Raw genomic sequence first — 24,477 nt, forward strand, 5'->3', positions numbered from 1 at the left:
CTTGCCAGCGATGGCGTCCTTGAGGGCCCCATCGCCGGCAAGCCGTGCTCCTGCAGCGTTTTCGTCAACTTTGGAGTGTTTACAACAATGGCAAAAATCGTCGACATCAAAGGTCGTGAAGTTCTCGACTCCCGTGGCAATCCCACCGTGGAAGCGGATGTGCTTCTCGATAACGGCATCATCGGCAGCGCCTGCGCGCCGTCCGGTGCTTCCACTGGCTCGCGTGAAGCGCTCGAGCTGCGTGATGGCGACAAGAGCCGTTACCTGGGCAAAGGCGTGCTCAAAGCCGTCGGCAACATCAACGGTCCGATCCGCGACCTGTTGAAAGGCATGGACCCAAGCGACCAGAAAGCGCTGGATCACGCGATGATCAAGCTCGACGGTACCGAAAACAAAGGCTCCCTGGGCGCCAACGCGATCCTCGCCGTTTCCCTGGCTGCGGCCAAGGCAGCAGCACAGGACCAGGACCTGCCGCTGTACGCTCACATCGCCAACCTGAACGGCACCCCGGGTGTTTACTCGATGCCGGTACCGATGATGAACATCATCAACGGTGGCGAGCACGCCGATAACAACGTCGACATCCAGGAATTCATGGTTCAGCCGGTTGGCGCCAAGTCTTTCTCGGAAGGTCTGCGCATGGGCACCGAGATTTTCCATCACCTCAAAGCTGTGCTGAAGGCCCGTGGCCTGAGCACTGCTGTTGGTGACGAAGGTGGTTTCGCACCGAACCTGGCCTCCAACGAAGACGCTTTGAAAGTGATCTCCGAAGCCGTGGCCAACGCCGGTTACAAGCTGGGCACCGACGTGACCCTGGCACTGGACTGCGCCGCTAGCGAGTTCTACGAAGACGGCAAGTACAACCTGTCCGGCGAAGGCCAGGTGTTTACCGCTGAAGGTTTCGCTGACTACCTGAAAGGTCTGACCGAGCGTTATCCGATCATCTCGATCGAAGACGGCCTGGACGAGTCCGACTGGGCTGGCTGGAAAATCCTCACCGACAAAATCGGCGAGAAGACCCAGCTGGTAGGCGACGACCTGTTCGTAACCAACACCAAGATCCTGAAAGAAGGCATCGATAAAAAGATCGCCAACTCGATCCTGATCAAGTTCAACCAGATCGGCACCCTGACCGAAACCCTGGAAGCCATCCAGATGGCCAAGGCCGCTGGTTACACGGCTGTGATCTCGCACCGTTCCGGTGAAACCGAAGATTCGACCATCGCCGACCTGGCTGTGGGCACGTCGGCTGGCCAGATCAAAACCGGTTCCCTGTGCCGTTCGGACCGCGTTTCCAAGTACAACCAACTGCTGCGTATCGAAGAGCAGTTGAACGGTAAAGCCAAATACAATGGCCGCAGTGAGTTCCGCGGTTAATTGCTAAATGGTAAAAAGACACCGGATTGTGTCGAAAAAATCGCAACAGCGATCAATTTGCCACTAATCTGATGCCTTATCAGCACAAGCCTGGTTCTTCCAGGCTTCGTGCTATCAGAAGCTTCAAAGTTTTTGCATGGCTGTCTTTTTTCACTGGAAACCTGATATTCGATGCGCAGTCCCAATTGGTTGTTCCTCGTCTTGCTCTTGTTGCTGGCTGGCCTGCAATACCGCCTGTGGGTGGGTAATGGCAGTCTGGCGCAAGTGGCTGAGCTGACTCAGCAGATCAAGGATCAACAGGCTGAGAACGAAGGGTTGCTGGAGCGCAATCGGGTGATGGACGCCGAAGTCAGCGAACTGAAAAAAGGTATGGAGACTGTTGAAGAGCGGGCTCGCCATGAGTTAGGCATGGTCAAGGACGGCGAAACCCTTTTCCAGTTGGCTCAATGAATTCCTCGTTACCGGCCTTCTGGGCCGTGATTCCTGCCGCGGGCGTCGGTGCCCGTATGGCCGCAGACCGTCCCAAGCAATACCTGCAACTGGGCGGACGCACTATTCTCGAACACAGCCTCGGCTGTTTCCTTGATCATCCTTCCCTGAAAGGGTTGGTGGTCAGTCTTGCTGTTGATGATCCTTATTGGCCAAACTTGGCCTGCGCCGCCGATTCGCGAATTCAGCGGGTTGACGGCGGCACCGAACGTTCCGGATCGGTACTCAATGCGTTGCTGCATTTGCATGCGCTGGGTGCTGACGATGAAGACTGGGTGCTGGTTCACGACGCCGCGCGACCGAATCTGAGCCGCGATGATCTGGACAAATTGCTGGGCGAACTGGCTGATGATCCCGTAGGCGGGTTGCTGGCGGTTCCGGCACGCGACACCCTCAAGCGGGTCGACAAGCACGGTCGTGTCGTCGAAACCGTCGATCGCAGCGTGATCTGGCAAGCTTACACGCCGCAGATGTTTCGCCTTGGCGCGCTGCATCGGGCGTTGGCGGACAGTCTGGTGGCAGATGCGGTCGTTACCGATGAAGCATCAGCGATGGAATGGGCAGGCATGTCGCCGCGTCTGATTGAAGGCCGGTCCGACAACCTCAAGGTTACGCGTCCGGAAGACCTCGAATGGTTGCGTCAGCGTTGGGCTAATCGCCGCTAGATTATTCGTTGGTCTCTCTACCGCCATCGCGAGCAGGCTCGCTCCCACAATGGAATGCATTTCCCTGTGGGAGCGAGCCTGCTCGCGATGGCGCTCTATCAGTCAGCAAACTAGTCACTGAAAACTGCAAGCACATCTAAGTTCGATATTCCGGCCGCTCAGCCAACCCCTCCTTCAAATAATCCACCAACTTGCGCACCTTGGGCGACAGATGCCGTTGCTGCGGATAAAGCGCCCAAACGGCCGTATTCGGCGGTTGATGCGCCTCCAGCAGTGAAATCAATGCGCCGCTTTTCAAATGCTCCAGCACGTAATAGTCCGGCAACTGACACAACCCCACGCCCTGTAGCGCGGCATCCAGCACCGCTTGCCCACTGTTGCAGCGCCAGTTTCCCTGTACCCTCTGCGAAAATTCCCGCCCGTTCTGTTCCAGTTGCCACAGGTCCGAGCTGCCGATGAGGCAGTTGTGGCGGCTCAATTCCGACAAGCTGTGTGGCCGACCATAGCGTTCCAGGTAGGACGGTGATGCGCACAGGTACATGCGTCGTGGTGCCAGGCGTGTGGCAACCAGTCGCGAATCTTGCAGGCGACCAAGACGGATCGCCAGGTCCAGGCCTTCATGCACCAGGTCGAGCGGGCGGTTGCTCAATTCGATGTCGACACGCAGTTGCGGGTAGAGCCCCATGAAGCGCGTTACCAGCGGCACGATAAAGCGCTCGCCGTACGCCACGGCGCAGGTCATGCGCAGCATTCCTTTGGGTTCGCTGGTCAGGTCGCCGACCGCGCGCAAGGCTTCTTCTCGGCCGTCTTGCAGGCGCTGGCAATGTTGCAAGAAAGTTTGCCCGGCTTCCGTCAGCGTCACACGACGGGTGCTGCGGTAAAGAAGGCGGGTCTGAAGGCGCTCTTCAAGGCGTACGATTTGTCGACTGATGTGAGAGGAAGAAACCCCAAGGCGTTCGGCAGCGGCGGTGAATTGGCTGCATTCGGCCACGGCGACGAATTCGTCGATCCCTTCCCAGCGGCTCTCGGACATCGATGATTATCCCTGTGTGGCAATAATGTTTTGCTTTTGTCCGGATTATTCATCGTAAGGCGCTGTATTACACTCCCTATCTCGTTTTTTATTCATCGGAGAATCCACATGATCAAGTCGCGCGCTGCCGTTGCCTTCGAGGCCAAGAAACCCCTCGAGATCGTCGAAGTCGATGTCGCCATGCCCAAGGCCGGCGAAGTTCTGTTGCGTGTGGTTGCCTCCGGTGTTTGCCATACCGATGCCTACACCCTGTCGGGCGCTGACCCGGAAGGCATATTCCCGTCAATTCTCGGTCACGAAGGTGGCGCGGTGGTTGAGGCGATTGGCGAGGGCGTGACGTCGGTGGCAGTGGGCGATCATGTGATCCCGCTGTACACCCCGGAATGCCGTCAGTGCAAATTCTGTCTGTCGGGCAAAACCAACCTGTGTCAGGCGATTCGCGCGACCCAGGGCAAAGGTTTGATGCCAGATGGCACTTCGCGCTTTTCCTACAAGGGCCAGCCGATTTTCCACTACATGGGCACTTCGACGTTTTCCGAATACACCGTGTTGCCGGAAATTTCCGTCGCCAAGATTGCTAAAGAAGCGCCGCTGGAAAAAGTCTGCCTGCTGGGCTGCGGTGTCACCACCGGCATCGGCGCGGTGCTCAATACGGCCAAGGTGAAACCCGGTGATACCGTGGCCATTTTTGGTCTCGGCGGCATTGGTCTGTCGGCGGTTATCGGCGCGGTAAAAGCCAAGGCTGCACGCATCATTGCCATCGACATCAACCCGGCCAAATTCGAGATCGCCAAGCAGCTGGGTGCAACCGATTGTGTGAACCCGAAAGACTTCGATCGTCCGATCCAGGAAGTCATCGTCGACATGACCGATGGCGGCGTCGACTTTTCCTTCGAATGCATCGGCAATGTGCAATTGATGCGCGCCGCCCTTGAGTGCTGCCACAAAGGCTGGGGTGAGTCGGTGATCATCGGTGTCGCCGGTGCCGGTCAGGAAATCGCCACCCGTCCATTCCAGCTGGTCACCGGTCGCGTCTGGCGCGGTTCTGCGTTCGGCGGTGTGCGCGGCCGTACCGAGTTGCCAAGCTACGTCGAAATGGCCGCTACCGGCGAAATTCCGCTGGATACGTTCATCACCCACACCATGGGCCTGGAAGATATCAACAAGGCGTTCGACCTGATGCACGAAGGCAAAAGCATCCGTTCCGTCATTCATTTCTGAGGTCGGTCATGAGCCTGGAAAATATCTCCTGCCAGAAAAGCTTTGGCGGCTGGCACAAGCGCTACCGGCATCGCTCCGACGTGCTCGGCTGCGACATGGTGTTTGCCGTGTACCTGCCGCCGCAAGCGGAGCAGGGTGGCAAGCTGCCTGTGCTGTATTGGTTGTCCGGCCTGACCTGCACCGACGAGAACTTCATGCAAAAGGCCGGGGCCATGCGCATGGCGGCTGAGTTGGGGCTGATCATCATTGCGCCGGACACCAGCCCGCGCGGTCCCGATGTGCCGGGTGATCCAGACGGCGCTTGGGACTTCGGCCTCGGCGCCGGGTTTTATCTGAATGCTACCCAAGAGCCTTGGTCGCGGCACTATCGGATGCATGACTATGTGGTGCAGGAATTGCCGGCATTGGTCGAGGCCCATTTCCCCGCGTCGGACAAGCGTGGCATCAGTGGTCACTCCATGGGCGGCCATGGCGCGCTGGTCTGCGCCTTGCGCAATCCGGGTCGTTATCAGTCGGTGTCGGCGTTCTCGCCGATCAACAATCCGATGGACTGCCCGTGGGGTCAGAAGGCCTTCTCTCGTTACCTGGGAGAGGACCGTTCGAAGTGGCGCGAATGGGATGCTTGCGCCCTGATCGCCGAGGCCGAAGAGAAGCTGCCGCTGCTGGTCGATCAAGGCGATCGTGATGATTTCCTCGCCACTCAGCTCAAGCCTGAAGCCTTGCAACAGGCGGCCAAACTGGCCGGTCATCCGCTAACGTTGCGCTTGCAGCCGGGCTACGACCACAGCTATTTCTTTATCGCCAGTTTTATCGACGACCACTTGCAACATCATGGACGCGCCCTAGGCGTCTAATGCAGGTAGAATCACGCCCTGACAAAAATCGGGGCGTTTTTTTATGCGTATTGGCCACGGCTATGATGTGCACCGTTTCGCTGAAGGCGATTTCATTACTCTGGGCGGCGTGCGCATTGCACACGGCTTCGGGCTGCTCGCTCACTCCGACGGTGACGTCCTGCTGCACGCCTTGAGTGATGCTTTGCTCGGCGCGGCCGCGTTGGGTGATATCGGCAAGCATTTCCCGGACACCGATCCGACATTCAAGGGTGCTGATAGCCGGGGGCTGCTGCGCCACGTCGTCGCGCTGATTCACGCCAAAGGCTGGAAAGTCGGCAACGTTGATAACACCATCGTCGCCCAGGCGCCGAAAATGGCCCCGCATATCGAATCGATGCGCGCGCTGATTGCCGCGGATCTTCAAGTTGAGTTGGATCAAGTGAACGTGAAAGCTACCACCACCGAAAAGCTTGGCTTTGTCGGTCGCGAAGAAGGCATTGCCGTGCACTCCGTTGCCTTGTTGCTGCGCGCATGAACGAATCGCAATTGCTCGGCCCACGGGCCTATGGCGAGGCGCTTGGCACCGCTGTTCTGAAAGCCACGGCAGAAGATTTTCAGGTCGATGAAGTGCTCAACATCCCCCTCAGCGGTGATGGCGAGCATTTGTGGATCTGGGTGGAAAAGCGCGGTCTCAATACCGAGGAAGCGGCACGGCGGATCGCCAAGGCGGCGGGCGTGCCATTGCGCACTGTCAGTTATGCCGGGCTCAAGGATCGTCAGGCGCTGACGCGCCAATGGTTCAGCGTGCAACTGCCGGGAAAGGCTGACCCGGATTTGTCGGCGGCGGAAAACGACACACTGAAAATCCTCAAGACCGGTCGACACAAACGCAAGCTGCAACGCGGTGCTCACTCGGCCAATGGCTTCACCTTGCGCCTGACGCAATTCGCTGGCGACAAAGCGGCGATTGAAGAGCGGCTTCAATTGATCGCCAGGCAAGGTATTCCCAATTATTTCGGCGTCCAGCGTTTCGGCTTTGACGGCGGTAACGTCGTCGATGCCCGTGCGTGGGCGGCGCGCAAAGCGTTGCCGGAGCAGCGCAACGTGCGCTCGCGTCTGCTCTCCACGGCGCGCAGTTTCCTGTTCAATCAGGTGTTGGCTGCACGGGTTGCCGATGGCAGTTGGCAGCGTGCTCAGGTCGGCGATCTGCTGGCCTTCACCGACAGCCGCAGTTTCTTTCCGGCCGGTGAAGCGGAATGCAGCGACCCGCGTCTGGCGATTCTCGATCTGCACCCGACCGGCCCGCAGTGGGGCGAAGGTGACTCGCCAGCGACCGGCGCTGTCCATGTACTGGAGCAGGACATCGCCGCTCGCGAAGCGGACTTGCGTGATTGGTTGATTAACGCCGGTATGAGTCACGAACGTCGCATCCTGCGGCTGCCCATTGGTGGGTTGACGTGGCATTATCCCGAGCCTGACATTCTGCAACTGGAATTCGTCCTCCCGGCCGGATGCTTTGCCACCGTATTGGTGCGCGAGCTCGTTGATCTGGTGCCGGTGGGGCAGACGGACAGCCCATGCGTATTCTGATTTCTAATGACGATGGGGTAACTGCACCCGGTCTCGCCGCGCTTTATGCTGCGCTGGCGGATTACACCGAGTGTGTGGTTATCGCCCCGGACCAGGACAAAAGCGGCGCCAGCAGCTCGCTGACGCTCGACCGTCCGTTGCACCCGCAAACGCTGACCAATGGCTTCATCAGCTTGAACGGCACACCCACCGATTGCGTGCACCTGGGCCTGAACGGCTTGCTGGAACGCGAACCGGACATGGTCGTCTCGGGGATCAACCTCGGCGCTAACCTGGGCGATGACGTGTTGTATTCCGGCACTGTGGCGGCCGCCCTCGAAGGGCGCTTCCTTGTGCGTCCTTCGTTTGCATTTTCGTTGGCCTCACGCCAAGTAGAGAACCTTCCCACAGCCGCCTACTTTGCACGCAAGCTGGTCGAAGCCCATAGCGATCTCGACCTGCCGCCGCGCACGGTACTGAATGTGAACATTCCCAATTTGCCGCTGGACCATATCCGCGGTATTCAGCTGACCCGCCTCGGGCATCGCGCACGCGCTGCGGCGCCGATGAAGGTGGTCGATCCGCGGGGCAAATCCGGTTACTGGATCGCCGCCGCCGGGGATGCAGAAGATGGCGGCCCGGGCACCGACTTCCATGCAGTCATGCAGGGCTACGTTTCAATCACACCGCTGCAACTGGATCGCACCTTCAATGATGCCTTCAGAAGTCTCGATGGCTGGCTGGAGGGGCTGCGCTAATGACTCGTGAACATGACGATATGTTGCGCCGTGGCATCGGGATGACCTCTCAACGGACTCGCGAGCGCCTTATTCAGCGCCTGTATGAAGAGGGCGTTTCCAACGCCAAGGTGCTGGAAGTCATTCGCCGGACACCGCGCCACCTGTTCGTTGACGAGGCGCTGGCCCACCGCGCCTACGAAGACACGGCGTTGCCGATCGGGCATAACCAGACCATCTCCCAGCCTTATATGGTGGCTCGCATGAGCGAGTTGCTGCTGGAGGCAGGTCCCTTGGACAAGGTGATGGAGATTGGTACCGGCTCGGGCTACCAGACGGCCGTGCTGTCACAGTTGGTCGAGCGGGTGTTTTCCGTAGAGCGCATCAAGGTTTTGCAGGACCGGGCCAAGGAACGCCTGGTGGAGCTGAACCTGCGCAACGTGGTGTTTCGTTGGGGCGATGGTTGGGAGGGCTGGCCAGCTTTGGCGCCTTACAACGGCATCATCGTCACGGCAGTGGCCACTGATGTGCCCCAGGCGTTGCTCGATCAGTTGGCTCCGGGGGGGCGACTGGTGATCCCGGTCGGCTCCGGTGAGGTGCAGCAATTGATGCTGATCATCCGAGAAGAACAAGGCTTTTCCCGACGTGTTCTGGGGGCGGTGCGTTTCGTGCCATTGCTCAACGGGCCACTGGCCTGAGCATTTGTTTTTATGCGCTGAATTCTCTTCGATTGGCCGTGTCTTACAGCGGCATCGATTGGTTAAACGGTATTTATCGTCAGTAGGCAAACGTGTGCGCGGAGCGATTTTGCTTCATTAAAGGTAAAGCCGGTTCGGCCCGTTATACTTGCGACATCTCGAGCCGGAATACGGCAATCCACAATTTCAGCCACCACATAGGGAGCGGCGGGTGAGTCTCACAGTCATTGCGCAGCGTATGAGTACAACGAGCTTTCAGCGCCTGGTGACTGGCCTCGTCTTGAGCACCTTGCTGGTCGGTTGCTCCAGCACCAAATCGAGTAGCGTAGGCGTAGTCGAAGGCAACAAGGCTGCGCCGCAACGTCCGGTAGTGACCACAGGTCAGTATGTCGTTCGACCAAAAGACACCCTGTTCTCGATCGCTTTTCGCTACGGCTGGGACTACAAAGCCCTCGCCGCACGCAACAACATTCCTACGCCCTATACGATCCATCCGGGTCAGATAATTCGCTTCGATGGTCGCACCGGATCAACGCCGACAGCGGTGGCCAATGCGTCCGGTTCGGCGCCTTCGTCGTCGCTGAAAACAACGGTAATCCGGCGCCAGCCGAATGGCGCAACCACGACTACAGAGGTGGTTACACCGTCCGTCGCCAGCAAGCAGACCCCCGCTCCGTTGCCTCCTGCTGGTCCCGCCCCGACCGGCTGGGGATGGCCATCTAATGGTATTTTGATTGGAAAGTTCTCATCAAACGGTAGTTTGAATAAAGGAATTGATATCGCCGGAGATTTGGGACAGCCTGTTTTAGCTGCGTCTGATGGGACGGTGGTATACGCCGGGAGTGGCTTAAGGGGCTACGGCGAATTAGTCATCATCAAACACAGCGAAACCTACGTCAGTGCCTACGGACATAACCGCAGGCTTTTGGTTCGGGAGGGGCAGCAGGTCAAGGTCGGACAGACAATTGCCGAAATGGGGTCAACGGGTACAGACCGGGTGAAACTGCATTTTGAGATTCGCCGCCAAGGTAAACCTGTAGATCCGCTGCAATTCCTGCCACGTCGTTGATTTGTTAGCCAGCTTGTTCCGTCACGTAGAGGGAACAGGCTCCAGCGTTGCCAAGGATAAAGGCGTCGCTTGAGCTTGAGGTCGAACTCACCAAAGGACTATAACAATGGCTCTCAGTAAAGAAGTGCCGGAGTTTGACATCGACGATGAGGTTCTCCTGATGGAGACCGGTATCGAGACGGATTCGATGTCGAATGATGAAGGGGCAGCTCCACCTTCTTCCGTTCGTGCCAAATCCAAACACTCCGCTTCGCTAAAACAACACAAGTACATCGATTACACGCGGGCACTTGATGCCACGCAGCTGTATCTCAATGAAATCGGCTTTTCCCCATTGCTCTCCCCGGAAGAAGAAGTTCATTTTGCGCGTCTGTCGCAAAGTGGCGATCCGGCCGGGCGCAAGCGCATGATTGAAAGCAACCTGCGGCTGGTGGTGAAAATCGCCCGTCGTTACGTCAATCGTGGGCTGTCGCTGCTGGACCTGATCGAAGAGGGCAACCTCGGCCTGATCCGGGCAGTGGAGAAATTCGACCCTGAACGCGGCTTTCGTTTTTCGACCTACGCAACCTGGTGGATTCGTCAAACCATCGAGCGCGCGATCATGAATCAGACCCGGACCATCCGGTTGCCGATCCATGTGGTCAAGGAGCTCAACGTGTACCTTCGGGCTGCACGGGAGCTGACGCAAAAACTCGATCACGAACCCTCACCCGAAGAAATCGCCAACCTGCTGGAAAAACCGGTGGGAGAGGTCAAGCGCATGCTTGGCTTGAATGAGCGGGTTTCTTCGGTCGACGTCTCGCTGGGTCCGGATTCGGATAAAACCCTGCTGGACACCCTGACTGATGACCGTCCAACCGACCCTTGTGAGCTGCTTCAGGATGACGACTTGTCCCAAAGCATCGATCAATGGCTGTCGGAGTTGACGGACAAACAACGCGAAGTGGTAGTACGCCGCTTCGGTTTGCGCGGACACGAGAGCAGCACGCTTGAAGACGTAGGCCTGGAGATCGGCCTGACCCGGGAGCGGGTCAGACAGATTCAGGTGGAAGGCCTGAAGCGTCTTCGGGAGATTCTCGAGAAGAACGGCCTGTCGAGCGAGTCGCTGTTTCAATAAGCGACAGGCTCAATCGGCAGTAAAAGACCCCGCTTGGTTCGGGGTTTTTTATTGCCTGTAAGGTGGGTGAGGATTGCCGCAGGTTTGTCGTCTTGCGCTGTAGGTCTTCTCTTACTCTTTCGTAAGTGTTCACTATTTTTACAAGGTGCTAGTCGTACATTTTCCTACGCGGTCGCATGCTATCCGCATGATTTATATGCATATTTAATTTTATAAAGAATGTATGACACATGTTTTTGACGACCCAGGCCAATTGCTCTTGGTAGGGAACTCTCTAGTATCTGAATGGTGTCGACGGACAGACACGCCCTTCAAGGATGAGGGGAATGGACATCGCAGGAAGCGATTCATCAGGACGATGAAAAGGAACACAGGGAATAGGGAAAAATGTGGGCGGGTCAAACCGCCCCTTTTTTTACCTTCAGAAAAGCAAAAAGGCCCGCTAGGGGCCTTTTCGGGAACGCGCGGAAAATCAGCGTTCGAGGTCTTTGATCTTGCCTTTGACGCCATCCCACTTTTCAGCGTCTGGCATCGATTCTTTCTTCTCAGTGATGTTGGGCCAGATTTCCGCCAGTTCAACGTTCAGCTGAATGAATTCCTGCATACCTTCCGGAACTTCATCTTCGGAGAAGATGGCCACGGCAGGGCATTCTGGTTCGCACAGTGCGCAGTCGATGCACTCATCCGGGTGGATCACCAGGAAGTTCGGGCCTTCGTAAAAGCAGTCCACCGGACAGACTTCTACGCAGTCGGTGTACTTGCACTTGATGCAGTTGTCGGTGACGACGAAGGTCATTTCTAATTTTCTCCTCAGGCGGCGGCAGCGGAGCCCCTTCACGTTGGGGTCGCCAGGTTTGGGAGCGATAGTCTGCTGGCCAGGCTATTAGCCAGCAGCATCCCAAACCGCGCGAGATTCTAACAGCTTGTAGGCAAGTGCGTTAGATCCGGTTCTTTAGTGCATAGAGCATTTCGAGCGCACGACGTGGTGTCATGTCGTCCAGATCCAGCTTGGCCAGGTCATCCAGCACCGGATGCGGCAGGCTGGCGAACATGTCGCTTTGCTGCGGAGCGGCCGGTTTGCCCTTGGCAATCACAGGAACTTCATGGGGCAGGGCGGTGGCTTCCAGTCGACCGAGGTGCTCACGCGCACGCACGATCACTTCGCTCGGCACGCCGGCCAATTGCGCCACGGCCAAGCCGTAACTCTGGCTGGCAGGCCCGGGCAGCACGTGGTGCAGGAACACGATGCGTTCGTTGTGCTCGGTGGCATTGAGGTGAACGTTGGCCACCAGCGGTTGCGCCTCCGGTAGTACCGTTAGCTCAAAATAGTGGGTGGCGAACAGCGTGTAAGCGCGCAGATGCGCCAATCGCTCGGCGGCAGCCCAGGCCAGGGACAGGCCATCGAAGGTGCTGGTGCCGCGACCGACTTCGTCCATCAGCACCAGGCTGCGTTCGGTGGCGTTGTGCAGGATGTTCGCGGTTTCGCTCATTTCAACCATGAAGGTCGAACGGCCACCCGCCAGGTCATCGCTGGAGCCGATCCGGGTGAAAATCCGGTCCACCAGGGACAGTTCACAGCTGGCAGCCGGCACGAAACTGCCGATATGCGCGAGCAAAACGATCAATGCGGTCTGACGCATGTAGGTGGATTTACCGCCCATGTTCGGGCCGGTGATCACCAGCATCCGAGTGTTATCGTCGAGGCTCAAGTCGTTGGCCACGAACGGCGTGCTCAGCACTTGCTCGACCACTGGGTGACGCCCCTGGGTAATGCGCATGCAGGGCTCGCTGACGAAACGCGGGCAGTTCAGGTCGAGGTTCAGGGCGCGTTCGGCCAGGTTGCTCAATACGTCCAGTTCGGCCAGCGCAGCCGCGGTGTCTTGTAGCGGCGGCAATTGGCCGATCAGGTCTTCGAGCAGCGCTTCGTAGAGCATTTTCTCTCGGGCCAGCGCACGGCTCTTGGCCGACAGTGCCTTGTCTTCGAACGCCTTGAGTTCCGGGGTAATGAAACGCTCGGCACCTTTCAGCGTCTGGCGGCGAATGTAGTCTGCCGGCGCGGACTCAGCCTGTTTGCTCGGCAACTCGATGAAGTAACCGTGAATGCGGTTGTAGCCGACTTTCAGGTGCGACAGACCGGTGCGTGCTTTTTCGCGAGCTTCCAAGTCAATCAGGAACTGCCCGGCGTTTTCGCTCAGCGATTGCAGATCGTCGAGTTCGCTGTCGTAGCCGGTTTTCAACACGCCACCGTCACGGATCACCGCTGGCGGATTGTCGATAATGGCTTTTTCCAGCAGCGCCGCCAGTTCCGGATAAGTGCTGGTGGTCTTGGCCAGTTGAATGATGTGCGGCGCTTCAAGCTCAGTCATCGCCACCTGCAACTCAGGCAACGCACCCAGCGCATCGCGCAGACGAGCAAGGTCGCGAGGGCGCGCGTTGCGCAGGCCGATCCGCGCCAGAATCCGCTCGATGTCGCCGATTTCCTTGAGTTGCGGTTGCAATTTCTCAAAGCGGTAGCCGTCGAGCAGGCACGTGATCGAGGTCTGGCGCGCCAGCAATACGGTCAGATCCCGCAGCGGGCGATTCAACCAACGGGTCAGCAAGCGGCTGCCCATGGCGGTCTGGCAGCGATCGACCACCGATTGCAGGGTGTTGTCGCGGCCACCGGCCAGGTTGGTGTCCAGTTCCAGGTTGCGACGGCTGGCGCCGTCCAGCACCACGGTGTCATCCAGGCGCTCGTGACGCAGGCTGCGCAAGTGCGGCAGGGCGGTGCGTTGAGTTTCCTTGGCGTAGCTGAGCAGGCAACCGGCGGCACCGATGGCCAGTGTCAGGTTCTCGCAGCCAAAGCCTTTGAGGTCCTGGGTAGAGAACTGCTGACAAAGACTTTTCAGCGCCGAGTCGCGCTCGAAATCCCACGGTGCACGGCGACGAACCCCACGACGTTTTTCCGCCGGCAGGTCCTTGGGCCAGTCGTCCGGGATCATCAGCTCGACCGGATTGACCCGCTCCAGTTCCGCCAGCAGGTTTTCCCAGCCCTTGATTTCCAGCACCGTAAAGTTGCCGCTGGTGATGTCCAGCACCGCCAGACCGAACAGACGCTCGTCACCCAGCACTGCCGCGATCAGGTTGTCCCGGCGCTCATCCAGCAGCGCTTCGTCACTGACTGTGCCCGGCGTGATGATCCGCACCACCTGACGATCCACCGGCCCTTTACTGGTCGCCGGATCACCCACCTGCTCACAAATCACCACCGACTCGCCGAGCTTGACCAGTTTCGCCAGGTAGCCTTCTGCCGCATGGTAAGGAATCCCACACATCGGAATCGCCTGACCCGCCGACTGCCCACGGGCGGTCAGGGTGATGTCCAGCAACTTGGCGGCTTTCTTCGCGTCTTCATAGAAGATCTCGTAGAAGTCGCCCATGCGGTAGAACATCAGCTGGTCAGGGTGCTGGTTCTTCAGGCGCCAGTACTGCTGCATCATTGGCGTGTGGGAAGACAGATCGGAGATGGCTTTATTCATCGGAAATTCAGGAAAACTCGTTGAAAGGTGTAGGGCAAAGGAGGGGCATTGGCCCGGCTTTTCCGCAATGGGCGCAAGATTACCATGGGCGGTCCGCTCGACGCAGGCATGAAAGCCCTGCGGCACATTTCTGCTGGATATGCATCGGATATGCAAAACAGCATTTGTTTTCGACAAAAAGAACACGCACTATGCGCAGTATGCAAAAACGCAATGTTTCTACCGTCTTAAGAGCGCTGCTCGATCAACACGGGATCTCCCCCACGGAGCTTCACCGTCGCACCGGCGTGCCTCAATCCACACTCTCGCGGATCCTCGGCGGGAAGATCGTCGATCCTTCGGATAAACACATCTCGAAGATTGCCGAGTACTTCGCCGTCAGCACTGATCAGTTGCGTGGCCGCACGGATGTGTCGATCAGCGCCAATAAGGGGCGCGAAGCAGTGCATTCCGAACTCAAGGATATAAGTCTGTGGGACGACGATACGCCCGTCGATGACGATGAAGTGTCCGTCCCCTTTCTTCGCGAGGTTGAATTGGCTGCGGGATCAGGAAGATTCGTCATCGAAGAGAGCGAACGCTCTAGTCTGCGCTTCGGCAAGCGCAGTTTGCGCCACAATGGTGTGCAATTCGATCAGGCAAAATGCGTGACGGTGCGTGGCAACAGCATGTTGCCCGTGCTGCGCGATGGCGCAACCGTTGGCGTGAATGCGGGCAAGTGCGGGATTGGCGACATCGTTGATGGCGACCTTTATGCGATCAACCATAACGGTCAATTGCGCGTGAAACAGCTTTATCGCCTGCCGATCGGGATCCGCCTGCGTAGCTTCAACCGCGATGAACACCCGGATGAGGACTATACCTTCCTGGAAATCCAGGAAGAGCAGATTGTCATTCTTGGTCACGTCTTCTGGTGGGGCATGTACGCCCGCTAACCTCACCGCTTTCAGACAAAAACCGCCATCCAGCGGTTTTTTTTCGCCTGTCGAAAACCGCCGGCGCCTTTGTTTGTTGTGTTTTTATGCGTCAATGCATTCTCGGTGAAGAAGCAAATGCATTTGTGCATTGACTGTATATGCATCCATGCATACTCTTGGTCTCAAGCCGCTCGACAAAGGCAGCGCTGAACCGGCCTCAACGGTTCAGATGGGTGGCTACTGACCGTTTGAAAGAACCCCTTATCACTCACATCAGGAGGCGAGACATGACAATCGAGCAACAAGCGTTGCTGGACATGCCGAGCTGGCTCGTCATTGTCCTTGCACTGGTGGGCGGGGTGTCTGGCGAAATGTGGCGTGCCGACAAGGACGGTGCTCGCGGCTGGTCACTGCTGCGGCGTCTGGCATTGCGCTCGGGGGCCTGCATGATCTGCGGGATTTCGGCCATCATGCTGCTGTATGCCGCTGGCTTGTCGATCTGGGCCGCTGGGGCTTTTGGATGCCTCACAGCCATGGCTGGGGCAGACGTCGCCATCGGGCTTTATGAGCGCTGGGCAGCCAAGCGGATTGGCGTTTGCGAAGTGCCGCCGCGCGATTCTCGTCCTGATCAGCAGTGAACGGGCATCGCTGACCGTGGACTGATTGCCTTGCAGGCTTGTCACGCCTGGATCAGAGCCTTCACACCCTCACATTTTGATTGATCCTGCGCCTTGCAAGCGCGATACGCTCGTGTACGGTAGTTCTAATTCCACTTCCGATCGCTCAGGAGATGACCGTGAAAGAAATCACCCAATTGGCCGCTGAACTGGGCAGGCGCATGCAGGTTCTCAATGCTCACGTTACGGCTGCCGAGTCCTGCACTGGCGGCGGCATCTCGGAGGCGATCACTCGCATTCCGGGGAGTTCGGCGTGGTTCGAGGCCGGTTATGTCACCTACTCCAACCGGCAGAAAACCCAGCAATTGAACGTCCCGGTGGAGTTGTTTTCGACCGTGGGCGCGGTCAGTCGCGAGGTGGTCGAGGCGATGGTGCGAGGTGCGCAGGCAAAGAGCCGGGCGCATTTCGCCGTGGCGGTCAGCGGTGTGGCGGGGCCGGATGGCGGTTCTCCGAGTAAACCAGTGGGCACGGTCTGGCTGGCCTGGGGGGCTGGCGAGCGGGTGTTCAGCGAAGAGCAGCACTTCGCCGGTAATCGCGATGAGGTCCGCCGACAAACGGTGAAGGCCGCGCTAGAGGGGCTGCTGCGCCATGCTGCCGCAGAAATCTCAAATCAGGGGTAGGCGATCCTGAAACGCTGTGGAATAATACTGGCTACTTATACAGGTGTTGGCCGTCAGGCCTTATTGATTACGTGAGGACTTTAATGGACGACAACAAGAAGAAAGCCTTGGCTGCGGCCCTGGGTCAGATCGAACGTCAATTCGGCAAGGGTGCCGTAATGCGTATGGGCGATCAGGACCGTCAGGCTATCCCGGCTATCTCCACTGGCTCTCTGGGGCTGGACATCGCGCTCGGCATTGGCGGTCTGCCAAAAGGTCGTATCGTTGAAATCTACGGTCCTGAATCCTCCGGTAAAACCACACTGACACTGTCCGTGATCGCCCAGGCTCAAAAAGCCGGCGCGACCTGCGCATTCGTCGACGCCGAACACGCCCTTGATCCTGAGTACGCCGGCAAGCTGGGCGTCAACGTCGACGACCTGCTGGTTTCCCAGCCGGACACCGGCGAGCAGGCCCTGGAAATCACCGACATGCTGGTGCGCTCCAACGCCGTTGACGTGATCATCGTCGACTCCGTAGCTGCTCTGGTGCCAAAGGCAGAAATCGAAGGCGAAATGGGCGACATGCACGTCGGCCTGCAAGCCCGTCTGATGTCCCAGGCGCTGCGTAAAATCACCGGTAACATCAAGAACGCCAACTGCCTGGTGATCTTCATCAACCAGATCCGTATGAAAATCGGCGTGATGTTCGGCAGCCCGGAAACCACCACCGGTGGTAACGCGCTGAAGTTCTACGCTTCGGTTCGTCTGGACATCCGTCGTACTGGCGCGGTGAAAGAAGGTGATGAAGTCGTCGGTAGTGAAACCCGCGTCAAAGTCGTGAAGAACAAAGTAGCTTCGCCGTTCCGTCAGGCCGAGTTCCAGATCCTTTACGGCAAAGGCATCTACCTCAATGGCGAGATGATCGACCTGGGTGTTCTGCACGGTTTCGTTGAGAAATCCGGCGCCTGGTATGCCTACAACGGCACCAAGATCGGTCAGGGCAAGGCCAACTCGGCCAAGTTCCTTGCGGACAACCCGGAAATCGCCGCGACGCTTGAGAAGCAGCTGCGTGACAAGTTGCTGACCCCGGCGCCGGATGTCAAAGCATCGCCAGTCAAAGAGACTGCTGATGACCTGGCTGACGCTGATATCTGATTGATCCGATGACCGCCGTACTCGATACACTCGTCGCGGTGCGGCGAACCGCAATGGACCTGCTCGCACGACGCGAGCACGGTCGAGTCGAGCTGACGCGTAAACTGCGTCAGCGCGGCGCCCTCCCTGAAATGATCGACACCGCACTCGACCGCTTGACGGAAGAGGGCCTGCTGTCCGAATCCCGTTACCTCGAAAGCTTTGTTTCCTACCGGGCCCGTTCCGGTTATGGCCCTTTGCGTATTCGCGAGGAGCTTGGCCAGCGCGGCCTGCAACGTGCCGATATTGAACTCGCGTTACGCGAGAGCGGTATCAATTGGCAGGAGCAACTGGAGGATACCTGGCGGCGTAAATTTTCCGGACATCTGCCGATAGACGCTCGGGAGCGTGCCAAGCAGGGGCGCTTCCTGAGTTATCGGGGATATTCCATGGAGATGATCGGCCGCTTGTTCAGTGGCCGGGGAATGGATGATTGATAAAAAGTGGCCCGCTATTTCGATAGCGGGCCATTTTTTTGCCTCAAGTCACCTTAGAAGGCTCTCGCGTGCGCTGTTGCGCATGAGGTTTGGAGTGAGCCCAGTTTTCCGGCAGGTTGATATAGTCCACCAGTTCGCGCAGCCGACCATGATCACGCGCGTTGAAGTTGAACGCCAGTCGCGCCAGGTGGCTGAACTGCGCTTCGTCGTGCTCCTCGCCGCTGTAGGCGTGCTGATGAAAGCGATCGCTCAGGCACAGGTCGGCAAATGCGTCCTGCATGTGTTCGAGCGCTTGGTCGCTGAGCGTGTGGTTCATGCGAATCACGAACTGATGCTTGAGCCAGCGGCTGGAGTGGAAGTTGCTGTAGAACTGGTTGATCTGCTCCACCGCTTCTTCGGCGTTGTAAACCAGGCTCACGAGCTTCATGTCAGTCGGCAGGATGTAGCGATTTTCCTCCAGTTGATGGTGAATGAAGTCCAGCGCGCCTTGCCAGAACTTGCCGCCCGGCGCGTCCAGTAATACCACCGGCACCAATGGGCTTTTGCCGGTCTGAATCAGTGTCAGTACTTCCAGCGCCTCATCCAGGGTGCCGAAACCGCCAGGGCACAGGACCAGCGCATCAGCTTCTTTGACGAAGAACAGCTTTCGGGTGAAAAAGAAGTGGAAGGGCAGCAGGTTGGCAGTGCCTTGCACGGTGGGGTTGGCATGCTGCTCGAAGGGCAGGGTGATGTTGAAGCCGAGGCTGTGTTCTCTGCCGGCCCCTTCGTGCGCCGCCGCCATGATGCCGCCGCCTGCGCCGGTGATGACCATCAGGTCCGAGCGTGCCAGCGCGGCGCCCAGTTCTCGGGCCAGACCATACAGCGGGTGTTCGATCGGTGTTCGGGCCGAGCCGAATACGGTGACTTTACGCCGGCCGCGGAACTGCTCGAGTACACGGAAGGCGTGCTCCAGTTCGCGCAGGGCTTGAAGGGTGATCTTGGCATTCCAGCGGTTGTGATCTTCTTGAGCCATACGTAGCACGGTCAGGATCATGTCGCGGTAGATGGGGATGTTGGGACTGTTGGGTGAAACCAGGTTGAGTTGTTCTTCGACCTTGCTGGTGAGGTCGTGGCCGCTTTCTTCAAAATGACGGCTTAGCAGGTCATTCGGTTGGTAAGGCATCAATTTCTCCTTCCATACTGGCTCTGTTTTCCCTTGGATGAAGGAAACATTCGCATAACAAGACGCGTCGCGGGCGGCCCCTTTCCAGCCCGGAAAGTGAATGGGAACACTATGAATCTAGACCCTCGCAGAGATTTACGCTGCCTTGATCATTGCGCCGCAAAGTCTTTCCTGGCAACCGCTTATTGACGATTTGCAAGGTGATTTCACCGTTCGTCTGAACGCAGACCGAGTCTCCGGCGCTCTGATTTACTAAGCTACAGGTATGACACGACAACTTTGCGTCAATGGCAGGGCGCGCGATTCAAGAAGTTGAAGGATTTTCGCTCAAGCAGGGCGAGGAGCAAGGAGGCGGGGCGCTATGACCAGGGTCATTCTGGAGATCGATACGCAACTGTATCGATTGCTCAAGTCATCAGCCGAGACACATCATGTGAGTCTCGAGGAGGAGTGCTGCCGACGCTTGGAGGATACCAAGCGACGATCAAGTTACTTGCAGGCATTGCTGGCAGAACTGCGCGCCGAGGATGAACAGCGGCGCGCCAATTCCGAGTGATTACTTTTTCTTCTTGGCCGGTTGCAGGCAATCCGATTCCTGATAGCTGGCGGAGCCGATCGCCTTGTTGGTTTTCACTTCCGTGAAGTCGTAACGCATGATCGCGCCCTTGGCCATCAGTTTGCGGAACGACGGGTTGTTGCAAACCGAGGCGCCCAACTGGAAATACACGGCTTTAGGGTCAGCGCGCATCTTGTCGGCGTGGCTCTTTTGCACGCTCAGGTGGTTGATCAGTTGCTTGCCTTCGACGGTGTAACCCTGATCGAGAATATCTTCGTTGATTGCCCGTGGCGTGCCGACGCTGCTTTGGACTGCGACGTTTTGCAGTTCTCTGTTGAGATTCTGCTCACTCAAGGACGCAGCCTGAGCGCTGAAGGACGACGCCAGCAAAATGGCAGCGGTGGGGACGATTAGGCGCAGCATGAAACTCTCCTGGTTCAGTGACTGGTGCTTCGACCCGTCACATGACTGTGCGTTCAGTGGCGGCGAATTATAGGGGACGCGCTCCGGACGGTACAGGCTTGCGCTGGCGGCTCTGATAAACTGGCGCCACTTTTTGCCCTGCCGAGTGCTTTTCGTGTCGATTTTCTTTTCCTGCCGGCGCTGCCTGCGATGAACCCTGCCACCCCACACTTTGCTGCCAACGCCGTGGCCCGCTTGCGCGATGCGCGAGAAGAAGAGGGTATCAAGCCGATTCAGGCCCGGGGCTGGAGGGCACCACGTTGCCGTGCCTGCCGCGTGATCGAGAGCCATTGTCTGTGCGCCTGGCGCCCGCAAGTCGAGGCGCGCTCTGGTGTGTGCCTGATCATGACCAACAAGGAAGTGTTCAAACCGAGTAACACCGGTTGGCTGATTGCCGATGTGGTGCGCGACAACCATGCGTTTATCTGGTCACGCACGGAGGTTGATGAACAACTACTGGCGCTGCTTGCCGACCCGCAGTGGCAGCCGTATCTGGTGTTTCCGGGCGAGTACGTCGAGCCGGAGCGTGTCACCAACAGTGTCGACATGGATAGCTCGAAGCGCCCGCTGTTCATTCTGCTGGACGCCACCTGGACAGAAGCCCGAAAGATCTTCCGCAAAAGCCCCTATTTCGATCGCCTGCCAATCCTGAGCCTGCTGCCCGAGAAGTTGTCTCGATACCGGCTGCGCAGGTCGACCCGTAGCGAGCATTTGTGCACCGCAGAAGTGGCTGCACTGTGTCTCGATCTGGCAGGGGATACCGCAGCGGCATCGGCTCTGGACGCTTATTTCGACGTGTTCAGCCAGCATTACCTGGACGCGAAACGTCAGCTGGACATGAACGTTGCAACACCCGCTCACGCCGAACTGATGCCCTTCGTGCAAAACACTGCGCCGGCCATCTGCCCGGAGACGCCCATACTGTAGAAAAATTGGGCCATTGGTCTAACGCCGCGCAGCTTGACCACCTAGGCTTCGCTGGGCATGCTTGGCGCCGATTGGGGCGCGGCCAGGTTTGATACGCCGTATTTTCACTTGAATAGCTATGTGATTGGCGTTGAACGTGCCCCGTTGGTACAGCTCCGTGGCTGTGCCTTGAGTTGTTTGAAAAAACAGGATCATTTGAAAAATGGCCACATACGAAATCCTGATTGCCGACGATCACCCGCTGTTTCGCAGTGCGCTGCATCAGGCCGTGACGCTGGGCCTGGGCCCGGATGTTCGTCTGGTGGAAGTGGCGAGCATTGCCGAGCTGGAAGCCCGCCTGGATGAAAAATCTGATTGGGATCTGGTGCTGCTGGACCTGAACATGCCCGGCGCCTACGGTTTTTCCGGGCTCGTGCTGTTGCGCGGTCAGTACCCGCAAATTCCAGTGGTGATGGTCTCCGCGCAGGAAGAAGCGTCGATCATGGTCAAGTCCCGTGAGTTCGGTGCCAGCGGGTTCATTCCAAAATCCAGCGACCTGAGTGTCATCCAGAAAGCCGTACGCACGGTGCTCGACGGCGATGTATTCTGGCCTCCTCAGGCGTTTGAAGCGGTCAGTGTTTCCGATGAGGCCAAGGCTGCCAGCGAAGGCCTCGCGAGCCTGACACCTCAGCAGTTCCGGGTGTTGACCATGGTCTGTGAAGGCTTGCTGAACAAACAGATTGCTTACGAGCTGAGCGTCTCCGAAGCGACCATCAAGGCTCACGTCACGGCGATATTCCGCAAGCTGAATGTGCGAACCCGGACTCAGGCGGCGTTGCTCTTGCAACAACTTGAGTCAATTGCGAGCCACTAAACGGCTACATATTCACGCTTTTTTAACCTTGCTTCATCTAGCGTTCCCACTCCTATCTGGTCAGTTGCCTACCCTATGTCACCTTTCAAAGGCCAAACCGGCCTAAAACGCATCCTCAATGCCTCCGGTTATTCGCTGGATGGCCTGCGCGCAGCTTTCACCGGTGAAGCGGCTTTTCGGCAACTGGTGTTGCTCAACGTCATTCTGATTCCGGTTACGTTCTTCTTGAACGTCAGCCGCGTCGAGCAAGCGCTGCTGATCGCTGTATGCCTGTTGGCGCTGATCGTCGAGTTGCTGAACTCGGCAGTAGAGGCGGCCATCGATCGCATTTCCCTCGAATTGCATCCACTGTCGAAAAACGCCAAGGACATGGGCAGCGCTGCTCAGTTCGTGGCGTTGACCATGATCGCGCTGGTCTGGGCCGTCATCCTGCTTTAAGCGATGTTCGGCAGAACGATCTCGTCGCTGCGCTGAACCCCTGCGGTGAAAGCGCGGCACAGGTCGAGGAATTCGCGCATCGCCGACGTCTGATATTTCTGTTTGTGCCAGATGAAATAGAATTGCCGCGCCAGGTCCAGGTCCGGTGTCTCCACCGGCACCAGGCTGCCACGGCGAATGGCATCGCGTAGCGCCAGCCGCGAAATACAACCAATCCCCAATCCCGACTCCACGGCGCGCTTGATCGCTTCGGTGTGCTCAAGTTCCAGGCGGATGTTCAGCGCGCTGTGATGGTGACGCATGGCCTGGTCGAAGGTCAGCCGCGTGCCAGAGCCTTGCTCTCGCAAGATCCACGCCTCGTGACTCAGCTCCTCCATGGTCGCAATGCCGCGTTTGGCCAGTGGATGCTGGGGCGCGCAAAACACCACCAGTTCATCCTCGACCCAACTCTGCACTTCGATGTCCGGATGGCTGCAGTCGCCTTCGATCAGACCCAGATCAATTTCATAGTGAGCCACTTGCTGCACGATATTGGCCGTGTTTTGCACGTGCAGCTTCACCTGGCTTTCCGGGTGGCGCTGCATGAAGCTGCCGATCAGCAAGGTGGCCAGGTAATTGCCGATGGTCAGGGTCGCGCCGACCGCCAATGAGCCGAAACCGGTCTTGCCGTTGAGCAGGTCTTCGATTTCCTTGGACTGATCGAGCAGAGCCACGGCTTGTGGCAGCAGCTGTTTGCCCAGGGCATTAAGGCTCAGCCGTTTGCCGGCGCGGTCGAACAGCTGGCAGCTGGACTGGCGCTCCAGTTCGGTGATCGAGGTGCTCGCCGCCGATTGCGACAGGTTCAGCAAGCCCGCAGCACGGGATACGCTTTCCTGCTGGGCGACGGCGACGAATACTTGAAGTTGACGGAGAGTAAATCGCATATCTATATAACCGATAACCCTTATCTTAATAATCCATTTAACAGATATTGTCTCTGCCTTTAGAATGCGATGCAATTGCGCACATCAATGGCGCAGGCAAAATCTCCAGGAGTCCCACGTACATGAGCAACATGAACCACGAGCGTGTCCTCAGTGTTCATCACTGGAACGACACTCTGTTCAGCTTCAAGTGCACCCGCGATCCGGGCCTGCGCTTCGAGAACGGTCAGTTCGTGATGATCGGCCTGCAACAGCCCAACGGCCGCCCGCTTATGCGTGCTTACTCGATCGCCAGCCCGAACTGGGAAGAGCATCTCGAGTTCTTCAGCATCAAGGTGCCCGATGGCCCGCTGACTTCCCAGTTGCAGCATCTGAAGGAAGGCGACGAGATCATCATCAGCAAGAAGCCTACCGGCACGCTGGTGCTGGATGACTTGAAGCCTGGCAAGCATTTGTACCTGCTCAGCACCGGTACCGGTCTGGCGCCGTTCATGAGCGTCATCCAGGACCCGGAAACCTACGAGCGTTTCGAAAAAGTGATCCTGTGCCACGGCGTGCGTTACGTCAATGAAGTCGCCTACCGCGAATTCATCACCGAGCACCTGCCGCAGAACGAGTTCTTCGGCGACGCGCTGCGTGACAAGTTGATCTACTACCCGACTGTGACCCGCGAGCCGTTCGAGAACGAAGGTCGCCTGACCGACCTGATGCGCAGCGGCAAGCTGTTCAGCGACATCGGCCTGCCGCCGATCAACCCGCAGGACGACCGCGCCATGTTGTGCGGCAGCCCGAGCATGCTCGACGAGACCAGCGAAGTGTTGAACAGCTTCGGCCTGAAAGTTTCGCCGCGGATGCGCGAGCCGGGTGATTACCTGATCGAGCGTGCGTTCGTCGAGAAGTGACCGTAGGTCACTTGTAGGAGCTGGCTTGTGTAGGAGCTGGCTTGCCAGCGAAGACAATCTGTCTGTTGCCGATAATGTCGGCAGACAAACCGCTATCGC

The 24,477-nt window shown here is 58.0% G+C and carries 27 protein-coding genes; 21 read left to right on the forward strand and 6 right to left on the reverse strand.

What is annotated here, in order from left to right; translation table 11 throughout:
* The first annotated feature begins 87 nt into the window (after positions 1–87).
* From eno to ispD, 3 genes are all read left to right on the forward strand, one after another.
* Entirely contained in the window at positions 88–1,377 is a 1,290-nt protein-coding gene (eno, locus tag AC1DWM_RS09060) for a phosphopyruvate hydratase (RefSeq protein ID WP_223512333.1), read from the forward strand.
* Between the two features lie 171 nt (positions 1,378–1,548).
* Entirely contained in the window at positions 1,549–1,827 is a 279-nt protein-coding gene (gene ftsB, locus AC1DWM_RS09065) for a cell division protein FtsB (RefSeq protein WP_007949352.1), read from the forward strand.
* On the forward strand, positions 1,824–2,531 hold the full coding sequence (gene ispD / locus AC1DWM_RS09070) for a 2-C-methyl-D-erythritol 4-phosphate cytidylyltransferase (protein WP_223512330.1): 708 nt from the start codon (positions 1,824–1,826) through the stop codon (positions 2,529–2,531). The genes ftsB and ispD overlap by 4 nt, the downstream gene beginning before the upstream one ends.
* A gap of 136 nt (positions 2,532–2,667) precedes the next feature.
* On the opposite strand, the gene AC1DWM_RS09075 is transcribed toward ispD, so the two are convergent.
* A complete protein-coding gene (locus AC1DWM_RS09075) occupies positions 2,668–3,564 on the reverse strand; it encodes a LysR substrate-binding domain-containing protein (RefSeq protein WP_223512327.1) in 897 nt (298 codons plus the stop codon).
* Positions 3,565–3,672: 108 nt separating this feature from the next.
* Between AC1DWM_RS09075 and AC1DWM_RS09080 the strand changes: the two genes are divergently transcribed.
* The 8 genes from AC1DWM_RS09080 to rpoS all read left to right on the forward strand — a co-directional run bounded on the left by AC1DWM_RS09080 (position 3,673) and on the right by rpoS (position 10,811).
* On the forward strand, positions 3,673–4,785 hold the full coding sequence (locus AC1DWM_RS09080) for an S-(hydroxymethyl)glutathione dehydrogenase/class III alcohol dehydrogenase (RefSeq protein WP_007949355.1): 1,113 nt from the start codon (positions 3,673–3,675) through the stop codon (positions 4,783–4,785).
* An 8-nt stretch (positions 4,786–4,793) separates the two neighbouring features.
* The gene (fghA, locus tag AC1DWM_RS09085) at positions 4,794–5,639 is read left to right on the forward strand and encodes an S-formylglutathione hydrolase (protein ID WP_223512326.1); all 846 of its coding nucleotides are present in this window, start codon (positions 4,794–4,796) and stop codon (positions 5,637–5,639) included.
* Positions 5,640–5,682: 43 nt separating this feature from the next.
* Positions 5,683–6,156, forward strand: coding sequence for a 2-C-methyl-D-erythritol 2,4-cyclodiphosphate synthase (gene ispF / locus AC1DWM_RS09090; protein WP_007949357.1), 474 nt, complete (start codon positions 5,683–5,685; stop codon positions 6,154–6,156).
* Positions 6,153–7,211, forward strand: a complete 1,059-nt coding sequence (gene truD / locus AC1DWM_RS09095) for a tRNA pseudouridine(13) synthase TruD (protein WP_223512325.1) — start codon at positions 6,153–6,155, stop codon at positions 7,209–7,211. Before ispF ends, truD begins: the two co-directional genes overlap by 4 nt.
* The gene (surE, locus tag AC1DWM_RS09100; RefSeq protein ID WP_477795057.1) at positions 7,199–7,948 is read left to right on the forward strand and encodes a 5'/3'-nucleotidase SurE; all 750 of its coding nucleotides are present in this window, start codon (positions 7,199–7,201) and stop codon (positions 7,946–7,948) included. The genes truD and surE overlap by 13 nt, the downstream gene beginning before the upstream one ends.
* Positions 7,949–7,989: 41 nt before the next feature.
* On the forward strand, positions 7,990–8,625 hold the full coding sequence (locus AC1DWM_RS09105) for a protein-L-isoaspartate(D-aspartate) O-methyltransferase (RefSeq protein ID WP_172901226.1): 636 nt from the start codon (positions 7,990–7,992) through the stop codon (positions 8,623–8,625).
* Positions 8,626–8,836: 211 nt separating this feature from the next.
* Positions 8,837–9,694, forward strand: coding sequence for a peptidoglycan DD-metalloendopeptidase family protein (locus AC1DWM_RS09110; protein WP_223512323.1), 858 nt, complete (start codon positions 8,837–8,839; stop codon positions 9,692–9,694).
* 106 nt (positions 9,695–9,800) lie between these two features.
* Positions 9,801–10,811, forward strand: a complete 1,011-nt coding sequence (rpoS, locus tag AC1DWM_RS09115) for an RNA polymerase sigma factor RpoS (protein WP_223512322.1) — start codon at positions 9,801–9,803, stop codon at positions 10,809–10,811.
* 472 nt (positions 10,812–11,283) lie between these two features.
* Here rpoS and fdxA read toward each other — a convergent pair whose 3' ends face one another.
* Both fdxA and mutS read right to left on the reverse strand, forming a co-directional pair.
* The gene (fdxA, locus tag AC1DWM_RS09120; RefSeq protein ID WP_223512321.1) at positions 11,284–11,607 is read right to left on the reverse strand and encodes a ferredoxin FdxA; all 324 of its coding nucleotides are present in this window, start codon (positions 11,605–11,607) and stop codon (positions 11,284–11,286) included.
* A 142-nt stretch (positions 11,608–11,749) separates the two neighbouring features.
* Positions 11,750–14,317, reverse strand: coding sequence for a DNA mismatch repair protein MutS (gene mutS / locus AC1DWM_RS09125; protein ID WP_223512368.1), 2,568 nt, complete (start codon positions 14,315–14,317; stop codon positions 11,750–11,752).
* A gap of 203 nt (positions 14,318–14,520) precedes the next feature.
* Between mutS and AC1DWM_RS09130 the strand changes: the two genes are divergently transcribed.
* The 5 genes from AC1DWM_RS09130 to recX all read left to right on the forward strand — a co-directional run bounded on the left by AC1DWM_RS09130 (position 14,521) and on the right by recX (position 18,155).
* Entirely contained in the window at positions 14,521–15,264 is a 744-nt protein-coding gene (locus AC1DWM_RS09130) for an XRE family transcriptional regulator (RefSeq protein WP_223512320.1), read from the forward strand.
* A 269-nt stretch (positions 15,265–15,533) separates the two neighbouring features.
* The gene (locus tag AC1DWM_RS09135) at positions 15,534–15,884 is read left to right on the forward strand and encodes a phage holin family protein (protein WP_223512318.1); all 351 of its coding nucleotides are present in this window, start codon (positions 15,534–15,536) and stop codon (positions 15,882–15,884) included.
* A 158-nt stretch (positions 15,885–16,042) separates the two neighbouring features.
* Positions 16,043–16,543, forward strand: coding sequence for a CinA family protein (locus tag AC1DWM_RS09140; RefSeq protein WP_223512316.1), 501 nt, complete (start codon positions 16,043–16,045; stop codon positions 16,541–16,543).
* 83 nt (positions 16,544–16,626) lie between these two features.
* Positions 16,627–17,679, forward strand: a complete 1,053-nt coding sequence (recA, locus tag AC1DWM_RS09145) for a recombinase RecA (RefSeq protein WP_007947175.1) — start codon at positions 16,627–16,629, stop codon at positions 17,677–17,679.
* A gap of 8 nt (positions 17,680–17,687) precedes the next feature.
* Positions 17,688–18,155 carry a recombination regulator RecX gene (recX, locus tag AC1DWM_RS09150; RefSeq protein ID WP_223512315.1) on the forward strand — a complete coding sequence of 156 codons (468 nt, stop codon included), beginning with the start codon at positions 17,688–17,690 and terminating at the stop codon, positions 18,153–18,155.
* Positions 18,156–18,198: 43 nt separating this feature from the next.
* Here the strand turns inward: recX and AC1DWM_RS09155 are convergent, their stop codons facing one another.
* Entirely contained in the window at positions 18,199–19,317 is a 1,119-nt protein-coding gene (locus tag AC1DWM_RS09155; protein ID WP_223512314.1) for an LOG family protein, read from the reverse strand.
* A gap of 361 nt (positions 19,318–19,678) precedes the next feature.
* On the opposite strand from AC1DWM_RS09155, the gene AC1DWM_RS09160 reads away from it, so the two are divergent.
* A complete protein-coding gene (locus tag AC1DWM_RS09160) occupies positions 19,679–19,873 on the forward strand; it encodes a hypothetical protein (RefSeq protein WP_223512313.1) in 195 nt (64 codons plus the stop codon).
* Here the strand turns inward: AC1DWM_RS09160 and AC1DWM_RS09165 are convergent, their stop codons facing one another.
* On the reverse strand, positions 19,874–20,296 hold the full coding sequence (locus AC1DWM_RS09165; RefSeq protein WP_223512312.1) for a PA3611 family quorum-sensing-regulated virulence factor: 423 nt from the start codon (positions 20,294–20,296) through the stop codon (positions 19,874–19,876).
* Positions 20,297–20,485: 189 nt separating this feature from the next.
* Here AC1DWM_RS09165 and AC1DWM_RS09170 point away from each other — a divergent pair, with 189 nt between their 5' ends.
* From AC1DWM_RS09170 to AC1DWM_RS09180, 3 genes are all read left to right on the forward strand, one after another.
* A complete protein-coding gene (locus AC1DWM_RS09170; protein WP_477795058.1) occupies positions 20,486–21,262 on the forward strand; it encodes a tRNA-uridine aminocarboxypropyltransferase in 777 nt (258 codons plus the stop codon).
* A gap of 202 nt (positions 21,263–21,464) precedes the next feature.
* Positions 21,465–22,115: a response regulator transcription factor ErdR gene (gene erdR / locus AC1DWM_RS09175; protein ID WP_477795059.1), complete on the forward strand. Its 651-nt coding sequence runs from the start codon at positions 21,465–21,467 to the stop codon at positions 22,113–22,115.
* 75 nt (positions 22,116–22,190) lie between these two features.
* Positions 22,191–22,553, forward strand: coding sequence for a diacylglycerol kinase (locus AC1DWM_RS09180; RefSeq protein ID WP_223512309.1), 363 nt, complete (start codon positions 22,191–22,193; stop codon positions 22,551–22,553).
* On the opposite strand, the gene AC1DWM_RS09185 is transcribed toward AC1DWM_RS09180, so the two are convergent.
* Positions 22,550–23,476 carry a LysR family transcriptional regulator gene (locus AC1DWM_RS09185; RefSeq protein WP_007947183.1) on the reverse strand — a complete coding sequence of 309 codons (927 nt, stop codon included), beginning with the start codon at positions 23,474–23,476 and terminating at the stop codon, positions 22,550–22,552. The genes AC1DWM_RS09180 and AC1DWM_RS09185 overlap by 4 nt on opposite strands.
* A gap of 122 nt (positions 23,477–23,598) precedes the next feature.
* Here AC1DWM_RS09185 and fpr point away from each other — a divergent pair, with 122 nt between their 5' ends.
* On the forward strand, positions 23,599–24,378 hold the full coding sequence (fpr, locus tag AC1DWM_RS09190; RefSeq protein WP_008054100.1) for a ferredoxin-NADP reductase: 780 nt from the start codon (positions 23,599–23,601) through the stop codon (positions 24,376–24,378).
* The last annotated feature ends 99 nt before the right edge of the window (positions 24,379–24,477 follow it).

It is taken from the genome of Pseudomonas sp. P4_C8 (genome assembly GCF_056401975.1).

Coding starts and splice junctions, on each gene's coding strand:
- eno (WP_223512333.1), top strand. CDS start 88: ATGGCAAAAATCGTCGACATCAAAGGTCGTGAAGTTCTCGACTCCCGT.
- ftsB (WP_007949352.1), top strand. CDS start 1,549: ATGCGCAGTCCCAATTGGTTGTTCCTCGTCTTGCTCTTGTTGCTGGCT.
- ispD (WP_223512330.1), top strand. CDS start 1,824: ATGAATTCCTCGTTACCGGCCTTCTGGGCCGTGATTCCTGCCGCGGGC.
- AC1DWM_RS09075 (WP_223512327.1), bottom strand. CDS start 3,564: ATGTCCGAGAGCCGCTGGGAAGGGATCGACGAATTCGTCGCCGTGGCC.
- AC1DWM_RS09080 (WP_007949355.1), top strand. CDS start 3,673: ATGATCAAGTCGCGCGCTGCCGTTGCCTTCGAGGCCAAGAAACCCCTC.
- fghA (WP_223512326.1), top strand. CDS start 4,794: ATGAGCCTGGAAAATATCTCCTGCCAGAAAAGCTTTGGCGGCTGGCAC.
- ispF (WP_007949357.1), top strand. CDS start 5,683: ATGCGTATTGGCCACGGCTATGATGTGCACCGTTTCGCTGAAGGCGAT.
- truD (WP_223512325.1), top strand. CDS start 6,153: ATGAACGAATCGCAATTGCTCGGCCCACGGGCCTATGGCGAGGCGCTT.
- surE (WP_477795057.1), top strand. CDS start 7,199: ATGCGTATTCTGATTTCTAATGACGATGGGGTAACTGCACCCGGTCTC.
- AC1DWM_RS09105 (WP_172901226.1), top strand. CDS start 7,990: ATGACCTCTCAACGGACTCGCGAGCGCCTTATTCAGCGCCTGTATGAA.
- rpoS (WP_223512322.1), top strand. CDS start 9,801: ATGGCTCTCAGTAAAGAAGTGCCGGAGTTTGACATCGACGATGAGGTT.
- fdxA (WP_223512321.1), bottom strand. CDS start 11,607: ATGACCTTCGTCGTCACCGACAACTGCATCAAGTGCAAGTACACCGAC.
- AC1DWM_RS09130 (WP_223512320.1), top strand. CDS start 14,521: ATGCGCAGTATGCAAAAACGCAATGTTTCTACCGTCTTAAGAGCGCTG.
- AC1DWM_RS09135 (WP_223512318.1), top strand. CDS start 15,534: ATGACAATCGAGCAACAAGCGTTGCTGGACATGCCGAGCTGGCTCGTC.
- recA (WP_007947175.1), top strand. CDS start 16,627: ATGGACGACAACAAGAAGAAAGCCTTGGCTGCGGCCCTGGGTCAGATC.
- recX (WP_223512315.1), top strand. CDS start 17,688: ATGACCGCCGTACTCGATACACTCGTCGCGGTGCGGCGAACCGCAATG.
- AC1DWM_RS09155 (WP_223512314.1), bottom strand. CDS start 19,317: ATGCCTTACCAACCGAATGACCTGCTAAGCCGTCATTTTGAAGAAAGC.
- AC1DWM_RS09160 (WP_223512313.1), top strand. CDS start 19,679: ATGACCAGGGTCATTCTGGAGATCGATACGCAACTGTATCGATTGCTC.
- AC1DWM_RS09165 (WP_223512312.1), bottom strand. CDS start 20,296: ATGCTGCGCCTAATCGTCCCCACCGCTGCCATTTTGCTGGCGTCGTCC.
- AC1DWM_RS09170 (WP_477795058.1), top strand. CDS start 20,486: ATGAACCCTGCCACCCCACACTTTGCTGCCAACGCCGTGGCCCGCTTG.
- erdR (WP_477795059.1), top strand. CDS start 21,465: ATGGCCACATACGAAATCCTGATTGCCGACGATCACCCGCTGTTTCGC.
- AC1DWM_RS09180 (WP_223512309.1), top strand. CDS start 22,191: ATGTCACCTTTCAAAGGCCAAACCGGCCTAAAACGCATCCTCAATGCC.
- AC1DWM_RS09185 (WP_007947183.1), bottom strand. CDS start 23,476: ATGCGATTTACTCTCCGTCAACTTCAAGTATTCGTCGCCGTCGCCCAG.
- fpr (WP_008054100.1), top strand. CDS start 23,599: ATGAGCAACATGAACCACGAGCGTGTCCTCAGTGTTCATCACTGGAAC.